The 21,586-nt window shown below is 37.8% G+C and carries 15 protein-coding genes; 3 read left to right on the top strand and 12 right to left on the bottom strand.

What is annotated here, in order from left to right:
• Positions 1 to 52: 52 nt before the first annotated feature.
• The 3 genes from ACFX4L_RS05035 to ACFX4L_RS05025 all read right to left on the bottom strand — a co-directional run bounded on the left by ACFX4L_RS05035 (position 53) and on the right by ACFX4L_RS05025 (position 3,557).
• Positions 53 to 1,687, bottom strand: coding sequence for a peptide ABC transporter substrate-binding protein (locus ACFX4L_RS05035; RefSeq protein ID WP_284470598.1), 1,635 nt, complete (start codon positions 1,685 to 1,687; stop codon positions 53 to 55).
• A gap of 702 nt (positions 1,688 to 2,389) precedes the next feature.
• On the bottom strand, positions 2,390 to 2,824 hold the full coding sequence (locus ACFX4L_RS05030; protein ID WP_377382813.1) for a DMT family transporter: 435 nt from the start codon (positions 2,822 to 2,824) through the stop codon (positions 2,390 to 2,392).
• Positions 2,825 to 2,996: 172 nt separating this feature from the next.
• Positions 2,997 to 3,557 carry a GNAT family N-acetyltransferase gene (locus ACFX4L_RS05025; RefSeq protein WP_284470597.1) on the bottom strand — a complete coding sequence of 187 codons (561 nt, stop codon included), beginning with the start codon at positions 3,555 to 3,557 and terminating at the stop codon, positions 2,997 to 2,999.
• Positions 3,558 to 4,642: 1,085 nt separating this feature from the next.
• Here ACFX4L_RS05025 and ACFX4L_RS05020 point away from each other — a divergent pair.
• The 3 genes from ACFX4L_RS05020 to ACFX4L_RS05010 all read left to right on the top strand — a co-directional run bounded on the left by ACFX4L_RS05020 (position 4,643) and on the right by ACFX4L_RS05010 (position 7,424).
• On the top strand, positions 4,643 to 5,269 hold the full coding sequence (locus ACFX4L_RS05020) for a CAP domain-containing protein (protein WP_284470596.1): 627 nt from the start codon (positions 4,643 to 4,645) through the stop codon (positions 5,267 to 5,269).
• 341 nt (positions 5,270 to 5,610) lie between these two features.
• A complete protein-coding gene (locus ACFX4L_RS05015; RefSeq protein ID WP_061463427.1) occupies positions 5,611 to 6,492 on the top strand; it encodes a tetratricopeptide repeat protein in 882 nt (293 codons plus the stop codon).
• Between the two features lie 332 nt (positions 6,493 to 6,824).
• Positions 6,825 to 7,424 (top strand): exonuclease domain-containing protein, encoded by a 600-nt coding sequence (locus ACFX4L_RS05010; protein ID WP_377382816.1) that lies wholly within the window; start codon positions 6,825 to 6,827, stop codon positions 7,422 to 7,424.
• 198 nt (positions 7,425 to 7,622) lie between these two features.
• Here ACFX4L_RS05010 and ACFX4L_RS05005 read toward each other — a convergent pair whose 3' ends face one another.
• The 9 genes from ACFX4L_RS05005 to ACFX4L_RS04965 form a co-directional block, all read right to left on the bottom strand.
• Positions 7,623 to 10,016, bottom strand: coding sequence for a YhgE/Pip family protein (locus ACFX4L_RS05005; RefSeq protein WP_377382818.1), 2,394 nt, complete (start codon positions 10,014 to 10,016; stop codon positions 7,623 to 7,625).
• Between the two features lie 417 nt (positions 10,017 to 10,433).
• Positions 10,434 to 11,432, bottom strand: a complete 999-nt coding sequence (locus tag ACFX4L_RS05000; RefSeq protein WP_284470593.1) for an NAD(P)H-dependent flavin oxidoreductase — start codon at positions 11,430 to 11,432, stop codon at positions 10,434 to 10,436.
• 206 nt (positions 11,433 to 11,638) lie between these two features.
• Positions 11,639 to 12,382 carry a Cof-type HAD-IIB family hydrolase gene (locus ACFX4L_RS04995; RefSeq protein ID WP_377382820.1) on the bottom strand — a complete coding sequence of 248 codons (744 nt, stop codon included), beginning with the start codon at positions 12,380 to 12,382 and terminating at the stop codon, positions 11,639 to 11,641.
• 273 nt (positions 12,383 to 12,655) lie between these two features.
• The gene (locus tag ACFX4L_RS04990; protein WP_377382822.1) at positions 12,656 to 13,636 is read right to left on the bottom strand and encodes a cation diffusion facilitator family transporter; all 981 of its coding nucleotides are present in this window, start codon (positions 13,634 to 13,636) and stop codon (positions 12,656 to 12,658) included.
• Between the two features lie 265 nt (positions 13,637 to 13,901).
• Positions 13,902 to 14,660, bottom strand: a complete 759-nt coding sequence (locus ACFX4L_RS04985) for a hypothetical protein (protein WP_155727324.1) — start codon at positions 14,658 to 14,660, stop codon at positions 13,902 to 13,904.
• Positions 14,661 to 15,433: 773 nt separating this feature from the next.
• Positions 15,434 to 15,790 carry a reverse transcriptase domain-containing protein gene (locus tag ACFX4L_RS04980; protein ID WP_377382824.1) on the bottom strand — a complete coding sequence of 119 codons (357 nt, stop codon included), beginning with the start codon at positions 15,788 to 15,790 and terminating at the stop codon, positions 15,434 to 15,436.
• Between the two features lie 201 nt (positions 15,791 to 15,991).
• Positions 15,992 to 17,401 (bottom strand): amino acid permease, encoded by a 1,410-nt coding sequence (locus tag ACFX4L_RS04975; protein WP_377382826.1) that lies wholly within the window; start codon positions 17,399 to 17,401, stop codon positions 15,992 to 15,994.
• Between the two features lie 837 nt (positions 17,402 to 18,238).
• On the bottom strand, positions 18,239 to 19,369 hold the full coding sequence (locus ACFX4L_RS04970; protein WP_377382828.1) for a histidine kinase N-terminal domain-containing protein: 1,131 nt from the start codon (positions 19,367 to 19,369) through the stop codon (positions 18,239 to 18,241).
• Positions 19,370 to 19,596: 227 nt separating this feature from the next.
• Positions 19,597 to 21,423: a sigma-54-dependent Fis family transcriptional regulator gene (locus ACFX4L_RS04965; protein WP_377382829.1), complete on the bottom strand. Its 1,827-nt coding sequence runs from the start codon at positions 21,421 to 21,423 to the stop codon at positions 19,597 to 19,599.
• Positions 21,424 to 21,586 lie beyond the last annotated feature (163 nt).

The following is a 21,586-nucleotide window of genomic DNA, read 5'->3' as shown; positions in this document are numbered from 1 at the left end:
ATGGGGTATGTCCTTAATCGGACATACCTCCCATTTCACTTTTATCCTTCTCTTATTTTTTATCCGCGTAAATAAAGTTCGGATAAGCGTTAATTGGAGCAAAAACTCCAGTAACATTCGATTTAACCATATATGGTTTTGTATAGAAGTAAACCGGAAGGATCGGCATTTCGTCAATCATGACTTTCTCTGCTTTATGCAAAGCAGCCATGCGTTCTTTTGGATCCATTGTAGATTTTGCTTCTTTTAATAAATTATCATATTCTTTGTTGGACCAACCTGCATCATTATAGGCGCCGTCCGTTTCCCAAAGCATGAATGTCATCGGGTCAACATAGTCACCAACCCATCCGGCACGGGAAATTTCGAAGTCGCCAGCTTTTTCACGATCAAGCTTAACTTGGAATTCTGCATTTTCAAGTGTCACTTTAACACCTAGGTTATCACGCCACATTCCTTGAACCGCTTCAGCAATTTTCTTGTGTGAATCTAACGTGTTATACAAAATTGAAAACTCAGGTAATTCTTTCATGCCTTCTTCAGCAAGTCCTTCTTTTAACAATTTTTTAGCTTCGGTAACATCTTCCTTAAATAGGTCACCTGTATTTTCCTGGAAATCTCCAGATGCATCAGGAATACCCGGAGGGACTACGCCGAATGCAGGCTTTTGTCCGCCTTGAGCAACATTTTCGGTGATTTCTTTACGTTCGATAGCCATTGAAAGCGCTTTCCTTACTTTAGCATTATTGAAAGGTTTCACTTCTGTATTAAAGTTGTAATAGTAAACGGCAAGTTCTTTGCCCATTTTGAATTCTTTATCATCAGAATTGACCATTTGACCTTGAATATCCACTGGCAGTGGATAAGCGAGATCCAATTCGCCACTCTGATACATTTGCCATGCTGTATTTTCATCTTCAATTAGAGCAAAGTTAACCGCATCCAATTTGATTTTATCTTTATCGTAGTAATTTTCATTTTTTTCGATTTTCAGGCTTTCTTTATGTTTCCACTCCGTCAACTTGAATGGACCATTCGATACGTGTGTCTTTGCATCCAAAGCCCATTTTGGATTTTCTTCCTGTACCTTTTTATCGATTGGATAGAAAGTATAGAAGGAAGTCAAGTCAAGGAAATATGGTGTAGGCTGTTCCAAAGTAACGACTAATGTATGATCGTCTGTCGCTTTAACGCCTACGTCCTCTTCCTTACCTTTCTTGCTGTTGTAGGCTTCTCCGCCTTTAAGATAATAAAGCTGGTAAGCATAATCAGCAGCAGTTTCTGGTTTCAAGGCATATTTCCAAGCATATTCGAAGTCATTAGCTGTAAGCGGGTCTCCATTTGACCATTTCAAACCATCTTTCAATTTGAATGTCCAAGTTAATCCATCCTCACTGATTTCCCATGATTCAGCAGAACCAGGTACGATTTTGCCCTCTTCTGTTTTCTTAGTCAGTCCCTCAAACGTATGTTCAAGGATCCATGATTCATGAGTACCTTGCGCATTGGCAGGGTGAAGCGAACCAGGTTCACTTGAGTTGTTTACGTTTAATACTTTTGATCCGGATGAGTCACCCGAGCCGCCTTCTTTTTCATTCGAGGTTTCCTTCGAACCGCCGTTGCATGCCGCAAGCATAAGCATGATGGCCATAAGAAGAGCAAGCACTGAAAATTTAGACTTTTTCAAAAAATATTCCCCCTCATCTTTAATCTTTCTTAGAATATTCCCATTGAAGGGATTATCCTTATACCACCTATTAATTGTTGGTATAGTACATTCTGAATATCAGCGTGGAAAGTTAGAAGCATTCATAGCAGGAATTCACCGAAAAAAACTAGCGAACCGTTTGCATAAATCTGTGAATCTCCTAAAAAAACCAATTAATGCAGTTTACAAGTTAAAAAGCACACTCTTTCCAACCTCGCTAAGGGTACTATACCTCGAATTAAAGATGTTGAATTTTAAGTATATTACGAATAAACCGAAAAATCAATAAACCAATGAGTACTTTTTCACAACATAGTAATTATTTGCTAATCAATTCGATCTAGATATTAGGTAAAAAGAATGGAAAACCTAATTAATATAAAATGACTACCGACATCTTGTGGTTTTTTCAAACTCTTTTATACCAGTATTCATATAGTTTCGCTTGTCTTTTTTTTACTAAATATTCTAACAATTATAGTTAGTCCGGTTGCTAAGACCACTTTCCTAGCAAACCGATTCCTGATCAAATAATATATTTTAGTAGGATAATACTTTTTCCATTGAGGTCTTTTCAAGAAAATCCCAAATAACGGATAATAACTATGTAGGAATAAAGTTATTCATCAGTCTCTCACCTATATGTACCCTGTAAATCCAATGAATAATGATGACCATTCCTCATTTATGATTAAATAAATATAATGACACGAAAAGTAAACATATTCCTGCAACCTTTTTCGCATCCAATGGGATGCGAACCCCGCCGAATAAACCGAAATGGTCAATGAGGGCCCCAATCAGTATCTGGCCTGCGATAACCCCAACCAAGGCAGGAGCCACTCCAATCTGAGGGGTAACCACTATTATAACAATGACATAAATGGCCCCTAGAAGTCCGCCTATCAATTGCCATTTTGGTACAGACGCGATGGCGGAAATGTTTCCATTTCCCGCGAACAAAACAATAAATAATAAAGCGAGTGTCCCGATGCCAAACGAAATGAAAGAAGCTTCAATAACCCCCACTTTTTTCCCTAATCCACCATTGATTTGCCCTTGTATGGCAATGGTGATGCCACCTAGGACCGCAAGCAACGGAAATAATATCTTCACAATGATTATCCTCCTTTTTATGTCCAACCGGACTGATTAACTGACTCCGCTTTCTAATTTTAACATGAAGAATACGTATATTTTCCCTACAAGTGGAGAAACATTCTTTAACTTAAAAAACTGGCACTATTGGCCAGCTGCTATCTTCTGTCAACTTTTTTGAAAATGAATCCTAAACGCTTTGCTGTGGTAACTGACTATACTCTGTGCTTAACAAGGAAAATACTAGGGCATCATGCGATTGTTTACGAAGAAATATATAACTTCTGAGACTTCCTTCCTCTTTAAAACCAAATTTCTTCAAGAGGTTTCTGGATGCAAAATTATCCTTGAAAGTTAATGCAGCCATTCTGTTTAGTTTCAATTCTCCAAATGAATAGCGTAATACTTCGTTGACAGCCTCGGACGTAAAGTGTTTTCTCCAATATTCAGGATGGATTTCATACCCGATTTCAGCTCGTTTGTTGGCAAGGCTCAATTGATTCAGGCCTACGGTACCAATGAATTCACCTGAATCTTTCACAACAACTCCCCACCGTATCCCCCGTTTGTTTATATAAGCACTTTTAAACGAGTCGATTAAACGGCGGGCATCTTCAACTTGTGTTAAACTTTCTATCCCATCATATTTGGTCACTTCATCTTTAGACAAAATGTCAAACAGACTCTCAGAATGCTTGTGACCTATTTCAATTAACTGCAGCCTTTTTGTTTCCAATTCCCTAAACCCCATCGAGAAACCCCCCGTATATTCAACTGTCTACTTAATTCTATTCCTGAAGAAGAGATACCTGTTTTAAAGAACAATACTTTTTGATAAACTCCTTTCCTTTACATACAATGCCGTGTCCTTAAATCCGTCCTTTATAATTAAAACCCGAATGAATTTGTTAAAGAATGATACTGAAGGCCGTCCGGGTTTCCGCATATTCTAATAAGAAATAAGATTTAGGCTGATCAGGATAAAACTCCTGTTGTCCGTATACCATCATGGGTCCCGCCGTAGAAAACGAATCGATTCATTAAAGCCACTTATTTAATCCCGTCATCATTTTTTCTCGCTTATAAATAAGTCCGTGCCGTTTCCCAAATCATCCTATCCTCAAGCCATTTGATTTGTTGTGATGGCAAATAACTGAGAATAACAGCATTTTATCCTTAACTTCTCCCTTGGCTTCACACCCATTTGCAAAAATGATCGCCAGTGCAAGTATCATATCCGTGGTAAATGACTGAGTTTGCTTCTCTTATAAAATCTTTTCGTTTTTGAATATTCGCATACGCCTTTCAAAATGCCTTTTCAATCAATGTGCATGTACATAAGGATTGATTTCGGCATCTCAAACAGTGATCTTGATTTGAAAACGAAAACTTGTCTCAAATCTCTTTTTCAGGATAATATTTCACAGGAAAATATCCCCTATATACTTAATATCTATCCTTCCCAATACCCTCCCGGCCTTAAAATCCATAAAGCTCAACCATTAGGGCAATTTATTATCATTTCCACATTATTATAATTACTTCCATTTAAATGCTTTTCGTTTTGATGTCCATATTATTTACCCTGACAAACATATCCCGCAAACGAAAAATGATTCTTTTTTTACATGAAACAATTCTTCCCGTCTATCAAAAGGCCCTATGATTTTGGTTTACTATAACCACTCTCAGGTCATATGGACCCTCATCATGCATACTCCCATTCGCTACCTTCTGCCCATTCCAATAAAGAATGGGCATGACCTAATTTTACATACAACAATTTTTATAGGATACTAGACTTCCAATCCAGATATTCTACTAGGAGGAAACAAAATGAAGAAAATCATCCTTTTATCAGCACTTTCCCTATCCCTATTATCTCCAACAGTTGCTCAGGCAGCCAATACTTACGTGGTTGCAAAAGGGGATACCCTAACGAAAATTGCGTCTGAATATGAAGTCAGCCTTTCCGAATTACTTAAGACGAACAGTGCTATAAACAATTCAAATCAAATTCAAATCGGACAAATCATAAATCTTCCTTCAACCATCCACACAACTAATCAAGAAAAAGGTCAGTCAGTTGAGCAGCAGGTTCTTAGGTTAGTTAACGAAGAACGTTCAAAATCGGGCCTCCCTTCCCTTGAAATGGATACCGCCGTTTCCAACATTGCAAATATGAAATCTGAAGATATGCGTGATAATAATTATTTCAATCATACAAGCCCAAATTATGGATCGCCCTTCGATATGATGAAATCCTTTGGGATCGGCTACAAATACGCAGGGGAAAATATCGCAGCAGGTCAACCTAGTGCGGATGCTGTCATGAAATCTTGGATGAACAGCCCTGGACACAAGGCAAACATCCTGAACAAGAACTATACCCATATTGGAATTGGGCATGCGACAGGAGGGAAATACACCCACTATTGGACTCAGCAATTCATTGGGAATTGAGATCGTAAGAGGTGGCAGATTGCCGCCTCTTTTTTTAACCTATTTCCAATTCCAAATCTAGGGCTTCCCCTCATCCGTTATCATGAATTAATATTCACCATGAATATTAATATTAATTCTCTGTCAATAAGATAGAGTGACCTTTCTCACTTAAATCGAAAAGATGTCATGCAGTTTGATAACTTCAATAAAAAACCGAACGTCATTATTTTTTTGTTGGGCGGATATACAGGAAAAACACTTAAAGTAGTTATATCATACTATTTTTCAATTATTTTACTGATAAAAATAAAATTATGTTAAAATAGAATTCTAGACATAGGTATAAAGGGGCAATTGCAATGAAAATAGAGGTTGGCTCTGTTATCAACGAGTTAAGAATCAAACAAAATCTTACAAGAGAAGAACTGGCAAAGGATATATGTGAACCTAATACCCTGTTAGATTATGAAAGGAGCATCACTTCTCCAACAATTGATGAATTGGCACTTTTTGCGGATAAACTTAAAGTTGACCTGCCGTATTTCTTCACTACCAAAAATGAACCAATATATAATTACATAGAAACCATTAAACTTTTGATAAACAAATATAAACGTACACGTAATTTTGAAGCAATCTATGAAATAGTCCAAAAAGAAATGGCAACGGCACCGGAAAAATCGATATCTTTTTATCAATTCTTGAAATGGCATGAAGGTATATCTTTTTTTTATTTGTACAATGACAAACAAAAGGCTATAGACTTATTGAATGAGGCCATTCAGATTACAATGGGTAAACGTGTCATTTTTCATCAACAGGAGATAGAAGTTTTAAATAGTATTGGAATTATCCATTTTAAAACAAAAAATTATGAAGAGGCCATCACCATCTTCAATGAAGCACTGGAATTCATCGAGAATATTCCCCATGTGAATCAAGAAGGTACAATTGTCGTGAAGATCATTCATGGATTAGCACTGACTTTGTCTGAACTTCATTACTATCAAGAATCGCTAAATTATACCCTTAAAGGGATCAACATTTGCAATTCGACAGAATCATTATATTTATATGCAGAACTCCATCTTTTAACTGGTAAGAATCTGATTCATCTTCAGCAACCTGACGAAGGACTGCAATATATAAATAAATCCAAGAGCATTTTAAGACTTCAAAAAAACGAAGAGACTATACAAATCGTCGACCATGAATTGGAAATCATTTTACAATGCTTGTGAACTTCAACTAATAAAAAGATAGAGATTGCTGTGAATCTCTATCTTTTATAAAATAGTTCGATTCGAAGGGAAATCTCTTTAAACTATGTTATACAACCTCGTCTTTACCAAAACATATATGGTTTAATGTTATCCTCGTCCCAACCAGCATGTACCATTCACTTCATTCTGAAATCCCTTCACTTACCAAGTGATTTTTGGGAATGCCTAATTGTTTTTAGGTCATTCTGAAAGGGCCATTCAAAATGACCTAAAAACAATGCATCACACTTCCAATCGCTATCCTATGTCAGCTATAATAGATGAATGTAACCCAACTGGAGGAAAAAAAATTGTCTAATAGAATAGGTTTAGTGCTAGACGTAGAAACAACTGGTTTACGTCCCTCTTCTGATGAAATTATCGAGCTTGCCCTTATACTGTTTACCTATAACAGCGAAACCGGGGAAATTATTAATCTTATTGATCAAGAATCATTTTTAAGGGAGCCTCTCTCCTATCAAGCAAGAATGAATTATGATCAAGCATACAGGATTCATGGAATTCCATATAGCACCGTGGAAGGAAAAAGTTTTCACGATGAAAAAATTAAATCCTTCATTGCCCGCACTGATTCGATTTTCGCACATAATGCTTCTTTCGATAGAAGTTTTCTCTACCAAATGTATCCGGAAATCAATGATCAAAAGTGGTTCTGTACGATGCGGAATGTTCCTTGGAAGCAATATGGGTTTGAGAATAGTAAACTCTTAACATTACTGCAGGCACATAATATTACCAATTTCCAAACACACAGGGCTTTAGACGATATTTCTTACCTAATGGAACTTATGAGGAAACCGGGTCCTTCAGGTCTTCCTTATTTAAGAGATGTCATTGCTAAAAATCCGATGAAGAAATATGCACCTGCTTCTCAAAAGACAAGGGTATAGCTGTTAACAACATATACAAGTGATTAACATGGTTTTGTCACTTTAAACGTTTTTTACATATTTCCCTTTCCATGGGAGCAGCAGTATATTTACGAGTGTGATTAACGGGGGCTTTTTTCACGCCTTTCTTGGAAGCGCTTGGCAAATAGGATATTAATGAAAAAACAGCGACCATCATGGGTCGCTGTTTTTTCATTGTTATACAGTTGCCTCGTTCTGTTTTTCATCTAATGCACCATTCAATCTTTTATACCGGTAAATAAAGTAAATGAGTGATAATATTAATGCTACAACAAGGAATATGGCCAATATGCTAAGATTATGCCACATGAAGCTATAATCTCCTGTTGAGATGACTGCCCGAAAAGCATTAATAGAATAAGTCATCGGTAAGAATGGTGTGAATCCTTGCAGGAAGCCAGGAACCAATTCATTTGGGAATGTTCCGCCACTGCTGGTCAGTTGAAGAATCAAAATTAATAATGCTATGAACCGGCCAGGATTATCAAAGGCTGAACCTAGGAACTGAATGATAGCCATGAATGTGCAGCTAGCAAGAATGCTTACTGCAAAAAATAGCGGCAGGCTCGTAACATGAATTCCAAGTCCTAAAATTAAAATCGAGTCAACCAATATGGCTTGACAGATTCCTATGACAGCCATGACGCTGTATTTACTAATAAACCAGCTAAATCCACTTGAAGGCTTAACAGCAGGATCTCTTAACGGGAAAATGATTGTCAGGACGATTGCCCCGATAAATAAACTCAATGAAATTAAATATGGTGCAAAACTAGTGCCATAATTCGGTACATTATTAATTGGCAATTTATCCAGTTTAACTGGGCTTGCAAACATGTCATATACTTCTTCATTGGATTTTATGTTGCCAGCTTCGTTTGCCCCATCCTTCAATTCGTCATGCAATTCTTCAGATCCATCTGAAAGTTTAGCGATTCCATCTTGTAACTTAATAGCCCCATTAGCCAGTTCTCCCATACCACTAGTAAGGCTGGATGAACCTTCTTTCAACTTATCCGTTCCTGTAACAAGACCTTTCGAGCCTTCCGAAAGCTGTGAGGTTCCACTTGATAATTGCTTTGAACCATCTTCAAGCTGATCAAGGCCGCTCACCAAGTTATTGCTGCCTTTGGTTAACTGTCCAAGCCCACTCTGTGCTGAATCTATACTGGCGCCAAAAGTTGTCAATCCAGACACCAATTGACCTTGACCATTTTTCAGTTCATTCGCTCCATTGGCAAGTTTATCCTGAGCTTGCTTCAATTGAGTAAAACCACCGCTTAGCGCACTTGTGCCTTCACCTACCTGATTTGCGCCATCACTAAGACTGTTTGAGCCTTTTGCAATATCAGATGCACTGGCTGATAGTTTTCCCACTCCTTCAGAAACACCTTTACTACCTTCACTGATGCGGGATAGAGAAGCAACCACTCCATCCAAACGCGCTTTCTCGGCTGGATCATCCGTAGCTTCTGATTGTTGTTTCAATCCGGAAATAACTTCTTCCAAACCTGCTGAGACTTCAGATGCCCCCGCTTTCGCTTCGCTCGATGCTGCACTCCATTCAGATAATGCACCTGACAGCTGATCAGCACCTGCAGCTACGCCATTTGCCCCCGCTGTCAAAGCGGGCAGCTTTTCTTCTATTTGATTGAAGCCCTCTAGTGACTGTTGCAGTCCAGAAGCCAATTCACCGGTTCCCGCTTCAGATTTCTTGGCCCCTTGCAAAAGCTCGGATTGGCCATCTTTCATTTGTCCAACACCTGAGCTAAACTGTTGTAACCCTTGATTGAGCTCTTTTGATCCTGCAGCTGCCGAACCGACCCCATTCGAAAAGGTTAATGATTTTTCAGCTAGTTTTTCCAGGTTTTCATGGATCTCCACGGAGCCTGAATGAACGGAATCAATCCCTTCATCCACTTTTTTGGAACCTTCTTTAGCTGAGTTGATCCCATCACCAAGTTCGCTTGTTCCGTTCTTCACTGTATCTGTTCCATCTTTCAATTCTCCAGCTCCATCACTGGCACTTTTGAGTCCGTCAGCCACTTCGTTCAAATTGTCGAACATTGACTCCGCATAGGTTTTCGTAACGGCAGACGAAACTTCCCCTTTGATTCTCTCTGAAGCTGCGTCACCTATTTTAGTAGATATATAGTTGAACCCTTCATTAGACGTGTAAATTAAATCAAGTTTTTGCGGATTGTCCTCCTGTAAGGTCGTTGCATTTTTCGAAAAGTTTTTCGGGATTTCTATTTTCATGTAATAATCTTGATTTTCCAGACCTTCATTGGCTTCTTTTTGACTGACGAAATGCCAATCGAAATCCTTTTTGTCCTTTAACTCTTTGACTAAATCTTTTCCTATTGTTAGTTCCGAATCATTGAACTCGGCTCCCTCATCCATATTGACAATGGCAACAGGCAATTGGTCCACCTTACCATATGGATCCCAAAATGCCCAAAGAAACGTACCGCTGTATAATAAGGGGATCATTATGATCCCTATTATAGAAATGAGTATCATAGGATGTTTTAGTATGGCTAAAAATTCACCCTTAAAAGATTTTAACACGCCTAACAATTCCTCCTTTACGACGAATATGCCGTTTAATTTATCTATTTCAGTGATAAATGGATTGAAGAATACATAATTAAATCATTTGCTTCTGCAATATATATTTAATGATTTTATCTTCACCATTAATATATATAACTTTCAAAACAAATAATGACTATTTTGTTCATTCGGTCATTATCACGAAAATAATATAACACTTATATATTCTTTTATCAATATTTTTTCACTGTCCCGCATCCTATATTTACTATTTTATATTCTATTCACATTGTATTTTTTTAAGAGAAGAGACTTTTATCATCAACTGAAAAAATCAGCCCTGTTATCATGCAAAAAAGAGCATCCATTATGGATACCCTTTTTTACGTGAAAATAAACTATATTTGCATAATTAATTGAAGCGCTTTCATATCATTTGGATATAATGCCTTTTAATTTTTCCGCCTGCCCGGTCAATGTCTCTAAAGATTCATGATATTCTCTTTCTAATTGTTTGATGATGCCGGCAGCGGTATCTATTTTTTTTATTGCCCCTACACCATGACCTGCCGACCAAATATCCCGCCACGCTTTAGACTCAGATGACTTCGACATGCTGTCAAAATCGACCTTATCTTTTTTTGCTAATTGATCTGGGTCCATGCCTTCCTTTCTGATGCTCGGTTTCAGCATATTACAATTAACGCCGGAAAATGCATCAGTCAAGATGATGTCATCATGATCAGAATCGACAAGCATTTCACGATATTCATCATTTGCCCTGCTCTCTTTTGCCACGATAAAACGTGTACCCATATAAGCAAGATCTGCTCCCGCAGCCTGAGCTGCCAAGATACTGTGACCAGTACTAATGGACCCGGCAAGCAAAATGATTCCGTCCCAGAACGTCCTTACGCTGTCAACGAAAGCAAAACTATTTATCTCACCCGCATGACCACCGGCTCCAGAAGCAACTAAGATCAATCCGTCCACACCTGACTCAGCAGCTTTTTTTGCAAATTCCACACTGCTTACATCTGAAAAGACCAAACCACCATAGCTATGTACGACATCCACTACGTGTTTTGGTGAACCTAATGAAGTAATGATGACGGGAGGCTGATGCTTTTTGACCAGTTCCAGCTCTTCTTCAAGACGGCTATAAGTACGGTGGACAACCATATTCATTGCCCATGGAGCAATCTTGCTGTCTGGTTTTTTAACCCTTGCAGCAATCAGTGTGTCGTTTATGTCACCCATCCATTGATCCAGTACCTCTATCGGCCGCGCATTCGGAGCTGGAAATGAGCCAATCACCCCATTTAAACAGCATTCTTTCACTAACTCAGGACCAGATATTAAAAACATGGGTGCTGAGATAACTGGTAAAGATAATTGATTCCACCAATGTTCAGGCAAACTTCTTCTCATCTATGAAACCTCCCACTTTTAATACATTACCAAAATATAACACTACTAGATTATCTTACTTCTAAAATACACAATTTTCAAGAAATTAATTCAGGAGCTAATTTTCATATCGTTCAGGCCATTTCAATAAAAAACACCCCGTAAATGTTAGTTTGGTGTCTAACATTTACGGGGCAGTTCAAAAACGTCCCATATACAGTTTCGATTTAGTTTGAAAGCACCCATTTACGAATGGCTTTGGCCACACCGTCTTCTTCGTTTGTTGCTGTAACCCAATCTGCTTTTTCTTTCACAATTTCTTGGGCATTTCCCATTGCAACTCCCACTTTTGCTTCAGAAATCATGGCAAGGTCATTAAGGCTGTCTCCTACCGCCATAACATTATCCATAGTAATATCGAGCAATGAACAAACAAGCTCTATAGCTTTCGCTTTATTAACGCCCATGGCATTCACTTCAATATTCGTTGGACTTGAATTGCTTATTTCAAAGTTTCCTTTTGATATCAATTCATCCATGATGATTTGGCGGGTGGCTTCATCATTTGTATCAAAACCGAATTTAAGCCATTGCGAATCATGGATTTTTTCAGGCATTTCAGCCCTGTAAATTTTATCGCAACTTATTGCCCAAAAATGTGTGCCATGTTTTTGGCTTAATTCCCACATCCATTGTATGGACTCACTATCAACGGTATTCCTTTCCACCAGTTTTCCTTGATTATCGTAAATTTCACTTCCGTTTACCGTTATGAGGTATGAGCGGAGTTCCATTGACTTTGCGAAATCACTGCATGTCGCATAGGATCTTCCTGTGCTCAATACAACAAAAATCCCTTGATTTTCAGCTTCTTTAATCGCTTTCCGGTTTTCTTCAGAAATCGCTCCCGCGATATTCAGAAGCGTGCCATCCATGTCAAGTGCAACTAATTTAATATCTGGTTTCTTCATCTCATTCACCCTTCCTTAATCCTTCTTTATGTATCTAAGTCCATGATAGCTTATTTTGCTTACGTAAGGAAAGAACGTGAAGAATTGAACAGAGATTCCTATGAAGGAAGGTTATGCTTTCTCCATTTTCAAATGAGATATCAGACCTTGATGTTTTTGGATCTGAAAAAGGTCACAAAAATTTTTGTGACCTTTTTCATCAGGTTCCACTGATACTAATCAATCATATATATCCTAATCCGAACACTTTATATTTTACCAGTCAATCACCTGCTACTCCCTTTCCTTTTCCTTTTCAATCTGACCTTCCCATTTTGGGACACCATCATTTTCATCAAATTCTATAATGACATCCGTTACTCCTCTTTCCTTGAATATCTCATCAAACAGCCGGTCTTTAATGTCATCAGCCTGGGCAATTGAAATATTGGGATCAAGTTCCACTTCAAGTTCTACATGAAAGTCTTCCCCTTCTTTTAATACTGCCAGTTTCTGTATATCTCTTACATCTGGGTCATCCATGACCAAAGTTCCAATCTTTTGACGCATTTCTATATCCGCTTCCCCAAGAGCACCCGCAGCATTGTCAAGGAACACCCTTCCAACTACATAGAACATACCGAGACCAATCATGACAGAAGCAACACCTTCCGCTTGAATGAAGGGCGTAAAGTTTGCTAATAAAATGGCAATTATCGCAAGCACCCCACCCCCAGTTGCCACCATATCTTCCATGAATACTAATTTCGTAGCTGGTTTTGCCCGTTTTAAACCATTAAAACTCTTAAAGATGACGGCTACTCCTTTTGCTTCAATTCCAGTCTCATGTAACACTTCTTTCATAGCTTTAAATAAAACATATGATTCCAACACAACCGCTAAGGAAAGGATGGACAAATTAATAATGATTCCAGTTGATTCTACAGGGTGGAATATGTGATGAAACCCTTCTTTAATCGTTTCATAAGACATGATCCCGACAACCAATACCGCACCTAATAATACGAGGTTTACTAAACGCCCAAAGCCATCGGGGAATCGATCAGTTGGTGACTTTTTACTTAGTGCTGAACCAATGAAGACGAAAAACTGATTCGCAGCATCACCCAAAGTATGTAATGTTTCAGCAAACATAGCGACATTCCCTGTCATGAAATAAGCAATCCCCTTAAGTACTGCGACGATACTATTCACACAGGCAGCAATGAACGCCGATTTATTTCCTTGTTTTAATAACTGAAATAACTCTTTCAAATAAAAGCCCCCCCTTATCTTTATAATTATCTTAATGTATTATCCCCAACACTGGAATATATGAAACCACAAAAGGGAAAAACCCCGAACGATACGAATGGAGAATGATCTGGCATTACTTTGGTGTTTACATGTTGTACCTACCACACACGAATATATTCCAGATCACAAAAACCTATTTGAAACTGATTAATGCAATGAGATATGCATACAAAAAAGGGAGTCAGCAGCGGCTTACTCCCTTTTTTGTATAACTTCATGCATTTTAAGCGTCCATCCCCTTTTTCACTAACTTGGATGGATTATTTACTTTATATCGTATTTCTTTATTGTATTTTTTATCGACCACTTTTCCATCAAATTCGATTTCGTCCCCTTCTTCGAGCTCAGCTTTTTTTAATGTCTTGCTATATCCACACCATGCATCACCGATTGTAAGTTCAGGTTCCGTTGTCACTTTGACATTCTCCAAGAGTATGACTTCATCTTCTTCACCAGTGAAATGGTTCATTTTCGCCGTGAACTCCTTGACGGTTGCGGTGAAATGAACTTTTTCTCCAGGTAACTCCAATTTAGGTTTTGCTGTGGTCCTTTTACTTTTGGTTTTTGCCTTTTTTGGTTCTTCACTTAGCTGATCGGAAGTTTCCGTTATTGGAGCATCTATTACCTGTTCCTTTTCACTTGGTACTGCGGATGTCTCGGAAACCGGTCCACTCAACAACTCTTTTCCGAAACTGGAACTTTGCATTTCCTTTAAATAGGAAGGGTGAATGCAACTAAGCTTACCATTTTCAAATTCAACGACTACCGTGTCTAGACCGTTGCCATATTGTTCATACCCTGCTAATTTGACTTTTCCTTGAAAGCTACCGCTTTTATATAATAGTTCCCTTTTTACCGAACGGGCAGTGAATAATTTCCATTCCAATCCTTTAGCGATATAGTCCGTATCATCTAAAAAAGGGATATACTCTCCTTTTGGTGCGATATAATGAATCAAATCTTCAGCTGGAGTTTCAGCCACAGTAACCACTCCTAATCTTTTCTATAGATTATATTCTAGCAAAGGATTTCAAAGTTGCAAATGAATGAGTATCATAATCACCGTCTGCACTAAAAATCAGCCAGAAATGAAGTGATAGAAAACCGTTTATATCCAAATTTCCAACAAGTTTTTCTTCGGTATAATTACCATCCTTTTGGACCTATCAATAAAGTAGGGAAACCACTCTCGTGTCTTTCCCCTTATCAAACCGTACGTGCCCTATTAAGGCATACGGCTTACCCATATGTTATAAGTGTTTATCAAGAGGATGCGTTCCAGGCATTTTGCAACTTTTGGAGTCGGTGAGGAGTATAATATTTCTCACCTTTTACTTTTATTCGCTTAATTTCATTTTGCACTTTACGTTTAGATTTACTTATCATCTCATTTAGGTATTGCTCTTTTGTGTATCCATAGACTTTATTTAAGTAAAGCCAGTAAGAAGGAATCAATTGAATCTTCAAGAAGAACGAGTTGTTCCATAAATTACGCATCTTTAACTCTTTCCTTTGTGACGGATGTTTATGGATAAAGGCCACCCTCAATCTCTTCCTTGTATATCCATCTATGTCAGACAGTGTTCTATGAACCCATCTCGGTAGACAATGGTTGGGGCTTCCTAATTCTGTATTTGCTTTTATGGCTTCAACCACTGTCACATAGTAGTTGCCCTTTCCTCTTATGATTGGATTCACACGATCTATCCACTCATCTTTACTTAGAGTGAACGTTTTCCTCGTTTTTTTCTTAATCTATAGTCGAAAATCCTTTATAGGTTCTTTCTTTGGCGTCACATGAAAAACCGACTTTTTGTCTTTCCTTCCTTCTCTCCAGTGATGAAACGTAAATCCCAGAAAATCAAGGTTATCCTTTTGAAAGTTGATGACTTTCGTCTTTTCCTTTGAAACTTCTAACCCTAGTTCTTTTAGCTTTTCTTTTGTGATATAGGCTGCTTCTTTGATATGCTTCTGATTTGGCAAAAAGTAGAAAGTCATCCGCATAACGAACAAAGCGTATTCCATGCAAATCCCATTCCCAATCCATTTCATTAGATACACGTTGGCAAGTAACGGAGAAATGACCCCTCCTTGGGAATGGACTTTCACCATCTGGGATTCAATTTCTTCCTTCTTTTTCCAGTCGATTCATCGAAATGACGTCTCTGTCGAATAAAGAAAAAATGAGGGACGCTGACAGTGTCAGCATCCCTTACGACTGCCCGTCGCACAAAAAGCTGCCCACTAAGAGCAGCATTTTATTAGAATAGTCAATCTTTTCTTTCTATAATTACACAAAATCGACTACATCCGTTACCCTTCCTTAACGTGAATTTTTTTTAGTGTTGCTTCTTGTTCAGGAGTTATTACCTTTTTCTTATGATAAAACAGAAAGTATGACCCAATTACTAGAATCGTGAGAAGGGTTGTAAGAAAGAATTGCAATCTCATGGAATCAATAAACGCCTGAGCAACAAATATAATAAATAATACGGCAATAGTCGCGTAGGTTAAATAAGGGAATAGCCACATTTTCACTTTGAGTGTTCCGGGATTTTCTTTTTCCGTCTTTTTCCGTAAATATAGATGAGAAAAGGCGATAAAGATATACATGATCATAGTGACTCCTCCAGAGCTGTTTGCGAGAAAAGCAAACAATTTATCAGGAGATACAAATTTAAATGTCGTGCACACATAAGCAAAGAAAACACTTGCCATTAACGCCCAAATCGGGATTCCCCTCTTATTCACACGAGAAAGGATTTTCGGTGCATCACCTTTTTTTGATAAAGAATATAACATACGAGAGCTTGTATATAACCCTGAATTCAAAACAGAAAGCAATGAAGTGAAGATTACGATATTCATGACTTGACCCGCTGCTGGGAGACCTGCCATATCAAATACGGTGGCATAGGGGGTTTTTAGTAAATCTTCAGCCCCCTGGGGGATTACGAGAACCAACACGGTCACTGAACCAACAAAGAAAAGAAGGAGACGCCATACAACACTGTTTATGGCTATAATAATATTTTTTTCAGGGTTTTCAGACTCTCCTGCAGCAATGGCAGCTACCTCACTTCCCGATAAAGAGAAAGTAATGAATATCACACTAAGGAGGACAGGCAGAAAACCTTTTGGAAAAAATCCTCCATCCCCAGTAATGTTTGAAAGGCCTGGTGAATCAAATCCCGGAACAAATCCAAAAATCATGGCGGCACCCAGGAAGAGGAATATTACAATGGCAGCCACTTTCATGAAAGCTAGCCAGTATTCAAATTCCCCGTAAGCTTTTACTGAATAGATATTAGTAATCGTCATTAATATAGGGAAAGATAGACTAGCAGCCCACATAGGTATACCAGGAAACCAATCATGAATCATAGTACCCAATAACGTAGTTTCAATAGCAATGATGATAACCCAGTTGAACCAGTATAACCAGCCGATCGTGTATCCGGCCCAGGGACCAAATGCTTGATGCGCATATGTTGAAAAGGATCCACTATCAGGATTTACTACAGCCATTTCACCCAGCATGCGCATTATAAGCACTATCATCAATCCTGCGATTATATACGATAAAATAGCACCAGGTCCTGCTGAATCTATTATTGTTCCGCTTCCGATAAATAGTCCTGCCCCAATTACCCCGCCAATAGAAATCATTGTGACATGCCTGGTCTTGAGACCATGTTTCAATTCATTTGTTTGAAGTGCCACTATCGTCACCTTCCTTTAATACTGTCTATTTACCGTTTTGTAAGCAGTAAACCACTGCCCATGGGTACCCTAGTAGAAATCTCTCATTCAAAAAATGTTACAGTCTTATCCCGTTTCATCATTAGTTTTAATAAGGCCAAATTCACAATCGATATATGTATATTGCACAGCATATACTCTATTAACTGTATCCGCTTTCTTTTTATATTTTATACTCCTTCTTTACTACCATCAGCCCCTCAACGAAATACACGGAAAGTATAATGTTCCTGGGTGATTTTGCACTTTTTGCTTTTTGTTGAGTGAAGTCCTTTTATGTAAAAATATAGTTAGCCAGCTCTATTATTCCTTCCTATCTCTTCTTTTTTTTATAAAGGCACCCTTTCTCACTAAAATTTTATACTTATATAAATAAAAGCAATATCCATGCCAAAAAAAGGATAGTCATTTTAGTAGGGTTTAACGCTTTTATAAATTTAAAACGATTCGATACTGAATCATAAATTCAATTTTCGATTCACATATTAATTATTGACCCTTTTTGATTCACAATCGAATTAAAAAATGACAATTTAATTGTTTTCTTTTAAAATTCGACACACATATATACTGAAAAATAACAGGGATAAAAAAAAGATGCTAAAATCCAAATTATGATTTCTTGGCATCTTCCAAATAGATTTATTTCACTGAGAATGATTTTATGTAATATACCGGCAAACCCGGAATGCCCTTCCGCTATTAATCAAAGATCTATGTACAAGCGTCGAAAATATCGGTATGTATATAATGCTGTATGTAAAGTCACTATATGATATGTATTAACCCCTAATAAATTCAGTTCTGAACATTGGGGAAATGGATGCTGAATGTGGTTAAATTTTCATTAGAGACACAATTCATATACCCATCATTCCTTTCAATGATCTTTTTACATACATATAATCCAATTCCCGTTCCTAACTCTTTTGTTGTGACAAAGGGCTCAAAAATTGATTCGATCAATTCACTGGCAATGGCCGGTCCATTATTAGAAATTCGAATTATTTTCTCATTCGCCTCAATTAAAGAGTCTATCTTCAAAATTCTAGGGTGTTCCTTATCCTTTAATGCATCAATGGAATTTATAAAAAGATTCAAGAACACTTGTTTCAACCCATCCTTGTTCGCTGTCATGACTAAGTTTGGATAAATATCTAATTCCACGTTTACGCTGGCATCCACAATATTCGCGTATGTCAGTTCTTGTATTTCTTCAATTAACTTTAACACGGAAATTTCTTCTCGTTGTTCCTCATTAAAATCAGATTTAGAGGTGTGCAGGAATTGGGTTATCCTGAAATTCAACTGATTTAATTCATAATCAATGATATCCAAATACTTTAAGCCTGGATTCTCCCTCTTCAATAATTTATTGAACCCCATGATAGCTGTAAGCGGGTTTCGGAACTCATGTACAAAGCTTGATGATATCTGTCCCAGTACCGCTAATTTATCTTTATGGTTTTCACTGATATAAGACTTTTTTTCCTCAATCACTTCATTTGTAAGATTCGTATATCTCGTTACGGCATGATAACTGAACGTATCAAAGTGCAAATTGATATCATTAATGAATTTCTGCATATAATAAATGGGGATATTGGCACCAAAAACATTCCTGATTATGATATTTCGCCCTAAATTAATATTATAAAGAAAATCCCCGATGTTGATATTAGCTTCAAGGCGTTCTTTCGCAACCTGGTAAGCTAATTTAATCAACACATCTTCAAACAATTCCTCCTTAAACGTTTGGATGACCAGCGAGTACATGCCATATCCATTTTCTTTAATTCTTTCTTTGTAGGGGTCTATTTCATCGATTTTAATGGTCTTGTTCCATTCATTTAAAAACAAAGATTCATTTTCTTCCAGATATTGAATCAATACATTTTTATACTTCATATGTTCAAATGACAATTCCATACTTTTGACCACCACATCCCCTTGCGGAATTTTAGATACTATATCAATAACATCATTCTATATGAGATTTTGATTTTCTGCACTTCATAAATTATTGTTTTTGAGGTTGAAATGTAGCTTGTTTTGGTAGTGCTTGCGATAACAAAGAACCAACAAATCAGGCGGGGATCAGAAATGGCAATAAAAGGAAACCGCTTCATTCCCGCTTTTTATATCCTATGAAACTCTTACTTTTGAAAGGCGATTCCATATTTTTTCATTTTTCTATAAAGTGTATTTCGGCCGATGTCAAGTTGTTTTGCGGCGGTACTAATATTTCCATTTGTTCTTTCCAACGCTTTTCTAATAAGTTGGGTTTCATGTTCTTGAAAGTTTCTTGGTCCCCGATCGGCATCTGCCCTTTCTTCCAGTGTAGTTGAAACAGGGCAAAGTGCCCTAAGCATGCCCCTTGTAATCGGGCCATTATCAGCTAGGAATACTGCCTGCCCGAGCACGTTTTGTAATTCGCGGAAATTTCCTGGCCAAGAATATTCCAAAATGAATGATTTAGCATCGTCCGTTAGTTCGGTATATTCATTCTTATAAGGTATTTCAGCTAAAATATATTCTGCTAACAGTAATAAATCTTTACGACTCCTTAAATTTGGAAGTTTTAAAGATAATCCACACAGTCGGAAAAATAGATCGGCACGGAATTCTCCCGCTTCCATTTCTTTTTGTAAGTCTTTGTTGGTGGCGGCGATGATCCTTACATTGATTGGAATGGAAGCATGTCCGCCGACACGCGTCACACATCGTTCCTGAAGCACGCGAAGCAGAGTCGCTTGAGCTGAAAGCGGCATGTCCCCGATTTCATCCAAAAATAGGGTTCCGCCATCAGCAGCTTCGAATTTCCCCTTATGTCCGCCGCTTTTTGCGCCAGTATAGGCACCCTTTTCATACCCGAATAACTCACTTTCCAATAAGTTTTCGGGTATTGCGCTGCAGTTGATCGCGATGAACGGTTTATCACTTCTTAAGCTAACCCCATGAATGGATTGAGCGAACAGCTCTTTTCCCGTTCCACTTTCTCCTGTAATTAGCAGGCTGATATCAAGCATTGCAGCTCTTTTAGCAATGGATATGGTTTGATTCATTTGTGGATCATTACTGATCATATCGGTAAATTGATATCGATTAGTTAAACCATCATTTAATTTTTGTTTTTTTAACCGTAGGATCACGGAGGATTGATGTTCTATGTTTTCACCAAGGGTTTGAACTGCGAATTCCTGGTCTTTTATTGAAATCCTTTTTCCTAAAACAAGTGGGTCTAATCCTGATATTATATTCGATATGGGTTTTTTCAATGTGCCAATAATATTTGACGCCGCAATATTGAGATTTGTAACTTTGCCCTCTTTATCAATGGTAATTAGAGGATCAGGGTATTGATCATATATAAAATAAAGGTTTTTCTCCCTTTTCTGAGTATGGGACAATTGGAGTGCCTGTTTGATACTATCAGCCACCCTCTGAACTAAACTAATGGAAAAAGGATGATAATTCTGTTGATGACTGCTTAAGTTCAAAACACCTAGTAGATGCCCATCAGGGTGATAAATGGGGGAAGCGGCACAAGTAAGGAAATGGTTATCCTGATGAAAGTGTTGATTGCCGTGAATCAATACAGGTTTTTTCTCTACTATGGCCGTTCCGATTGCATTTGTCCCTTTTGATTCCTCTAGCCAATTGGCCCCTTTTCTGAGGGAAACATTATCTGCATGCCGTATGAAAGCTGGATCGCCAACTGTTTCAATGATATATCCTTCAGGAGCAGCAAGTAATAAAATCGACTCCATGCCATTGATCGAACTATAAACTTCTTCTAAAAGGGGGGAAGAATGGTACAGGAGTTCTGCGTATTGATCGTGATATTCAGCCAACTCAAATTCGCCAAGCATATCTTCCTTATCCATCATGCTTGGCTGAAGTCCTTTTGAATGGCACCGCTTCCATGATTCTTGAATAAATGCCGGAATGGTTTCTTTACCTGCGTTAATATTAACAGACATTGAATAAGTCCTCCCATATGTAAAATCCAATAAACGGCAACGGTTATTTTGATTCAATTTTTCATTAAGGTCACTATAAGCTCTCTTCAGTTTCAGAGCATTAAAGGTTCATCCATATAATTTAATCATAACAGAAAATTCAGATATTAACCAAAGTGAAAAC

The sequence above is a fragment of the Peribacillus sp. YIM B13482 genome (assembly GCF_042787975.1).
Classification (GTDB): Bacteria; Bacillota; Bacilli; order Bacillales; family DSM-1321; genus Peribacillus; species Peribacillus simplex_A.
The sequence above is the reverse complement of the archived record's forward strand: the minus strand, read 5'-3'. Positions and strand labels throughout refer to the sequence as shown.

Bases quoted from the DNA above. Each gene is read 5' to 3' on its own strand.
- ACFX4L_RS04980 (WP_377382824.1), bottom strand. From the start codon at position 15,790: ATGGTGAAAGTCCATTCCCAAGGAGGGGTCATTTCTCCGTTACTTGCC.
- ACFX4L_RS04995 (WP_377382820.1), bottom strand. From the start codon at position 12,382: ATGAAGAAACCAGATATTAAATTAGTTGCACTTGACATGGATGGCACG.
- ACFX4L_RS05025 (WP_284470597.1), bottom strand. From the start codon at position 3,557: ATGGGGTTTAGGGAATTGGAAACAAAAAGGCTGCAGTTAATTGAAATA.
- ACFX4L_RS04970 (WP_377382828.1), bottom strand. From the start codon at position 19,369: ATGGAATTGTCATTTGAACATATGAAGTATAAAAATGTATTGATTCAA.
- ACFX4L_RS05020 (WP_284470596.1), top strand. From the start codon at position 4,643: ATGAAGAAAATCATCCTTTTATCAGCACTTTCCCTATCCCTATTATCT.
- ACFX4L_RS05015 (WP_061463427.1), top strand. From the start codon at position 5,611: ATGAAAATAGAGGTTGGCTCTGTTATCAACGAGTTAAGAATCAAACAA.
- ACFX4L_RS04965 (WP_377382829.1), bottom strand. From the start codon at position 21,423: ATGTCTGTTAATATTAACGCAGGTAAAGAAACCATTCCGGCATTTATT.
- ACFX4L_RS05000 (WP_284470593.1), bottom strand. From the start codon at position 11,432: ATGAGAAGAAGTTTGCCTGAACATTGGTGGAATCAATTATCTTTACCA.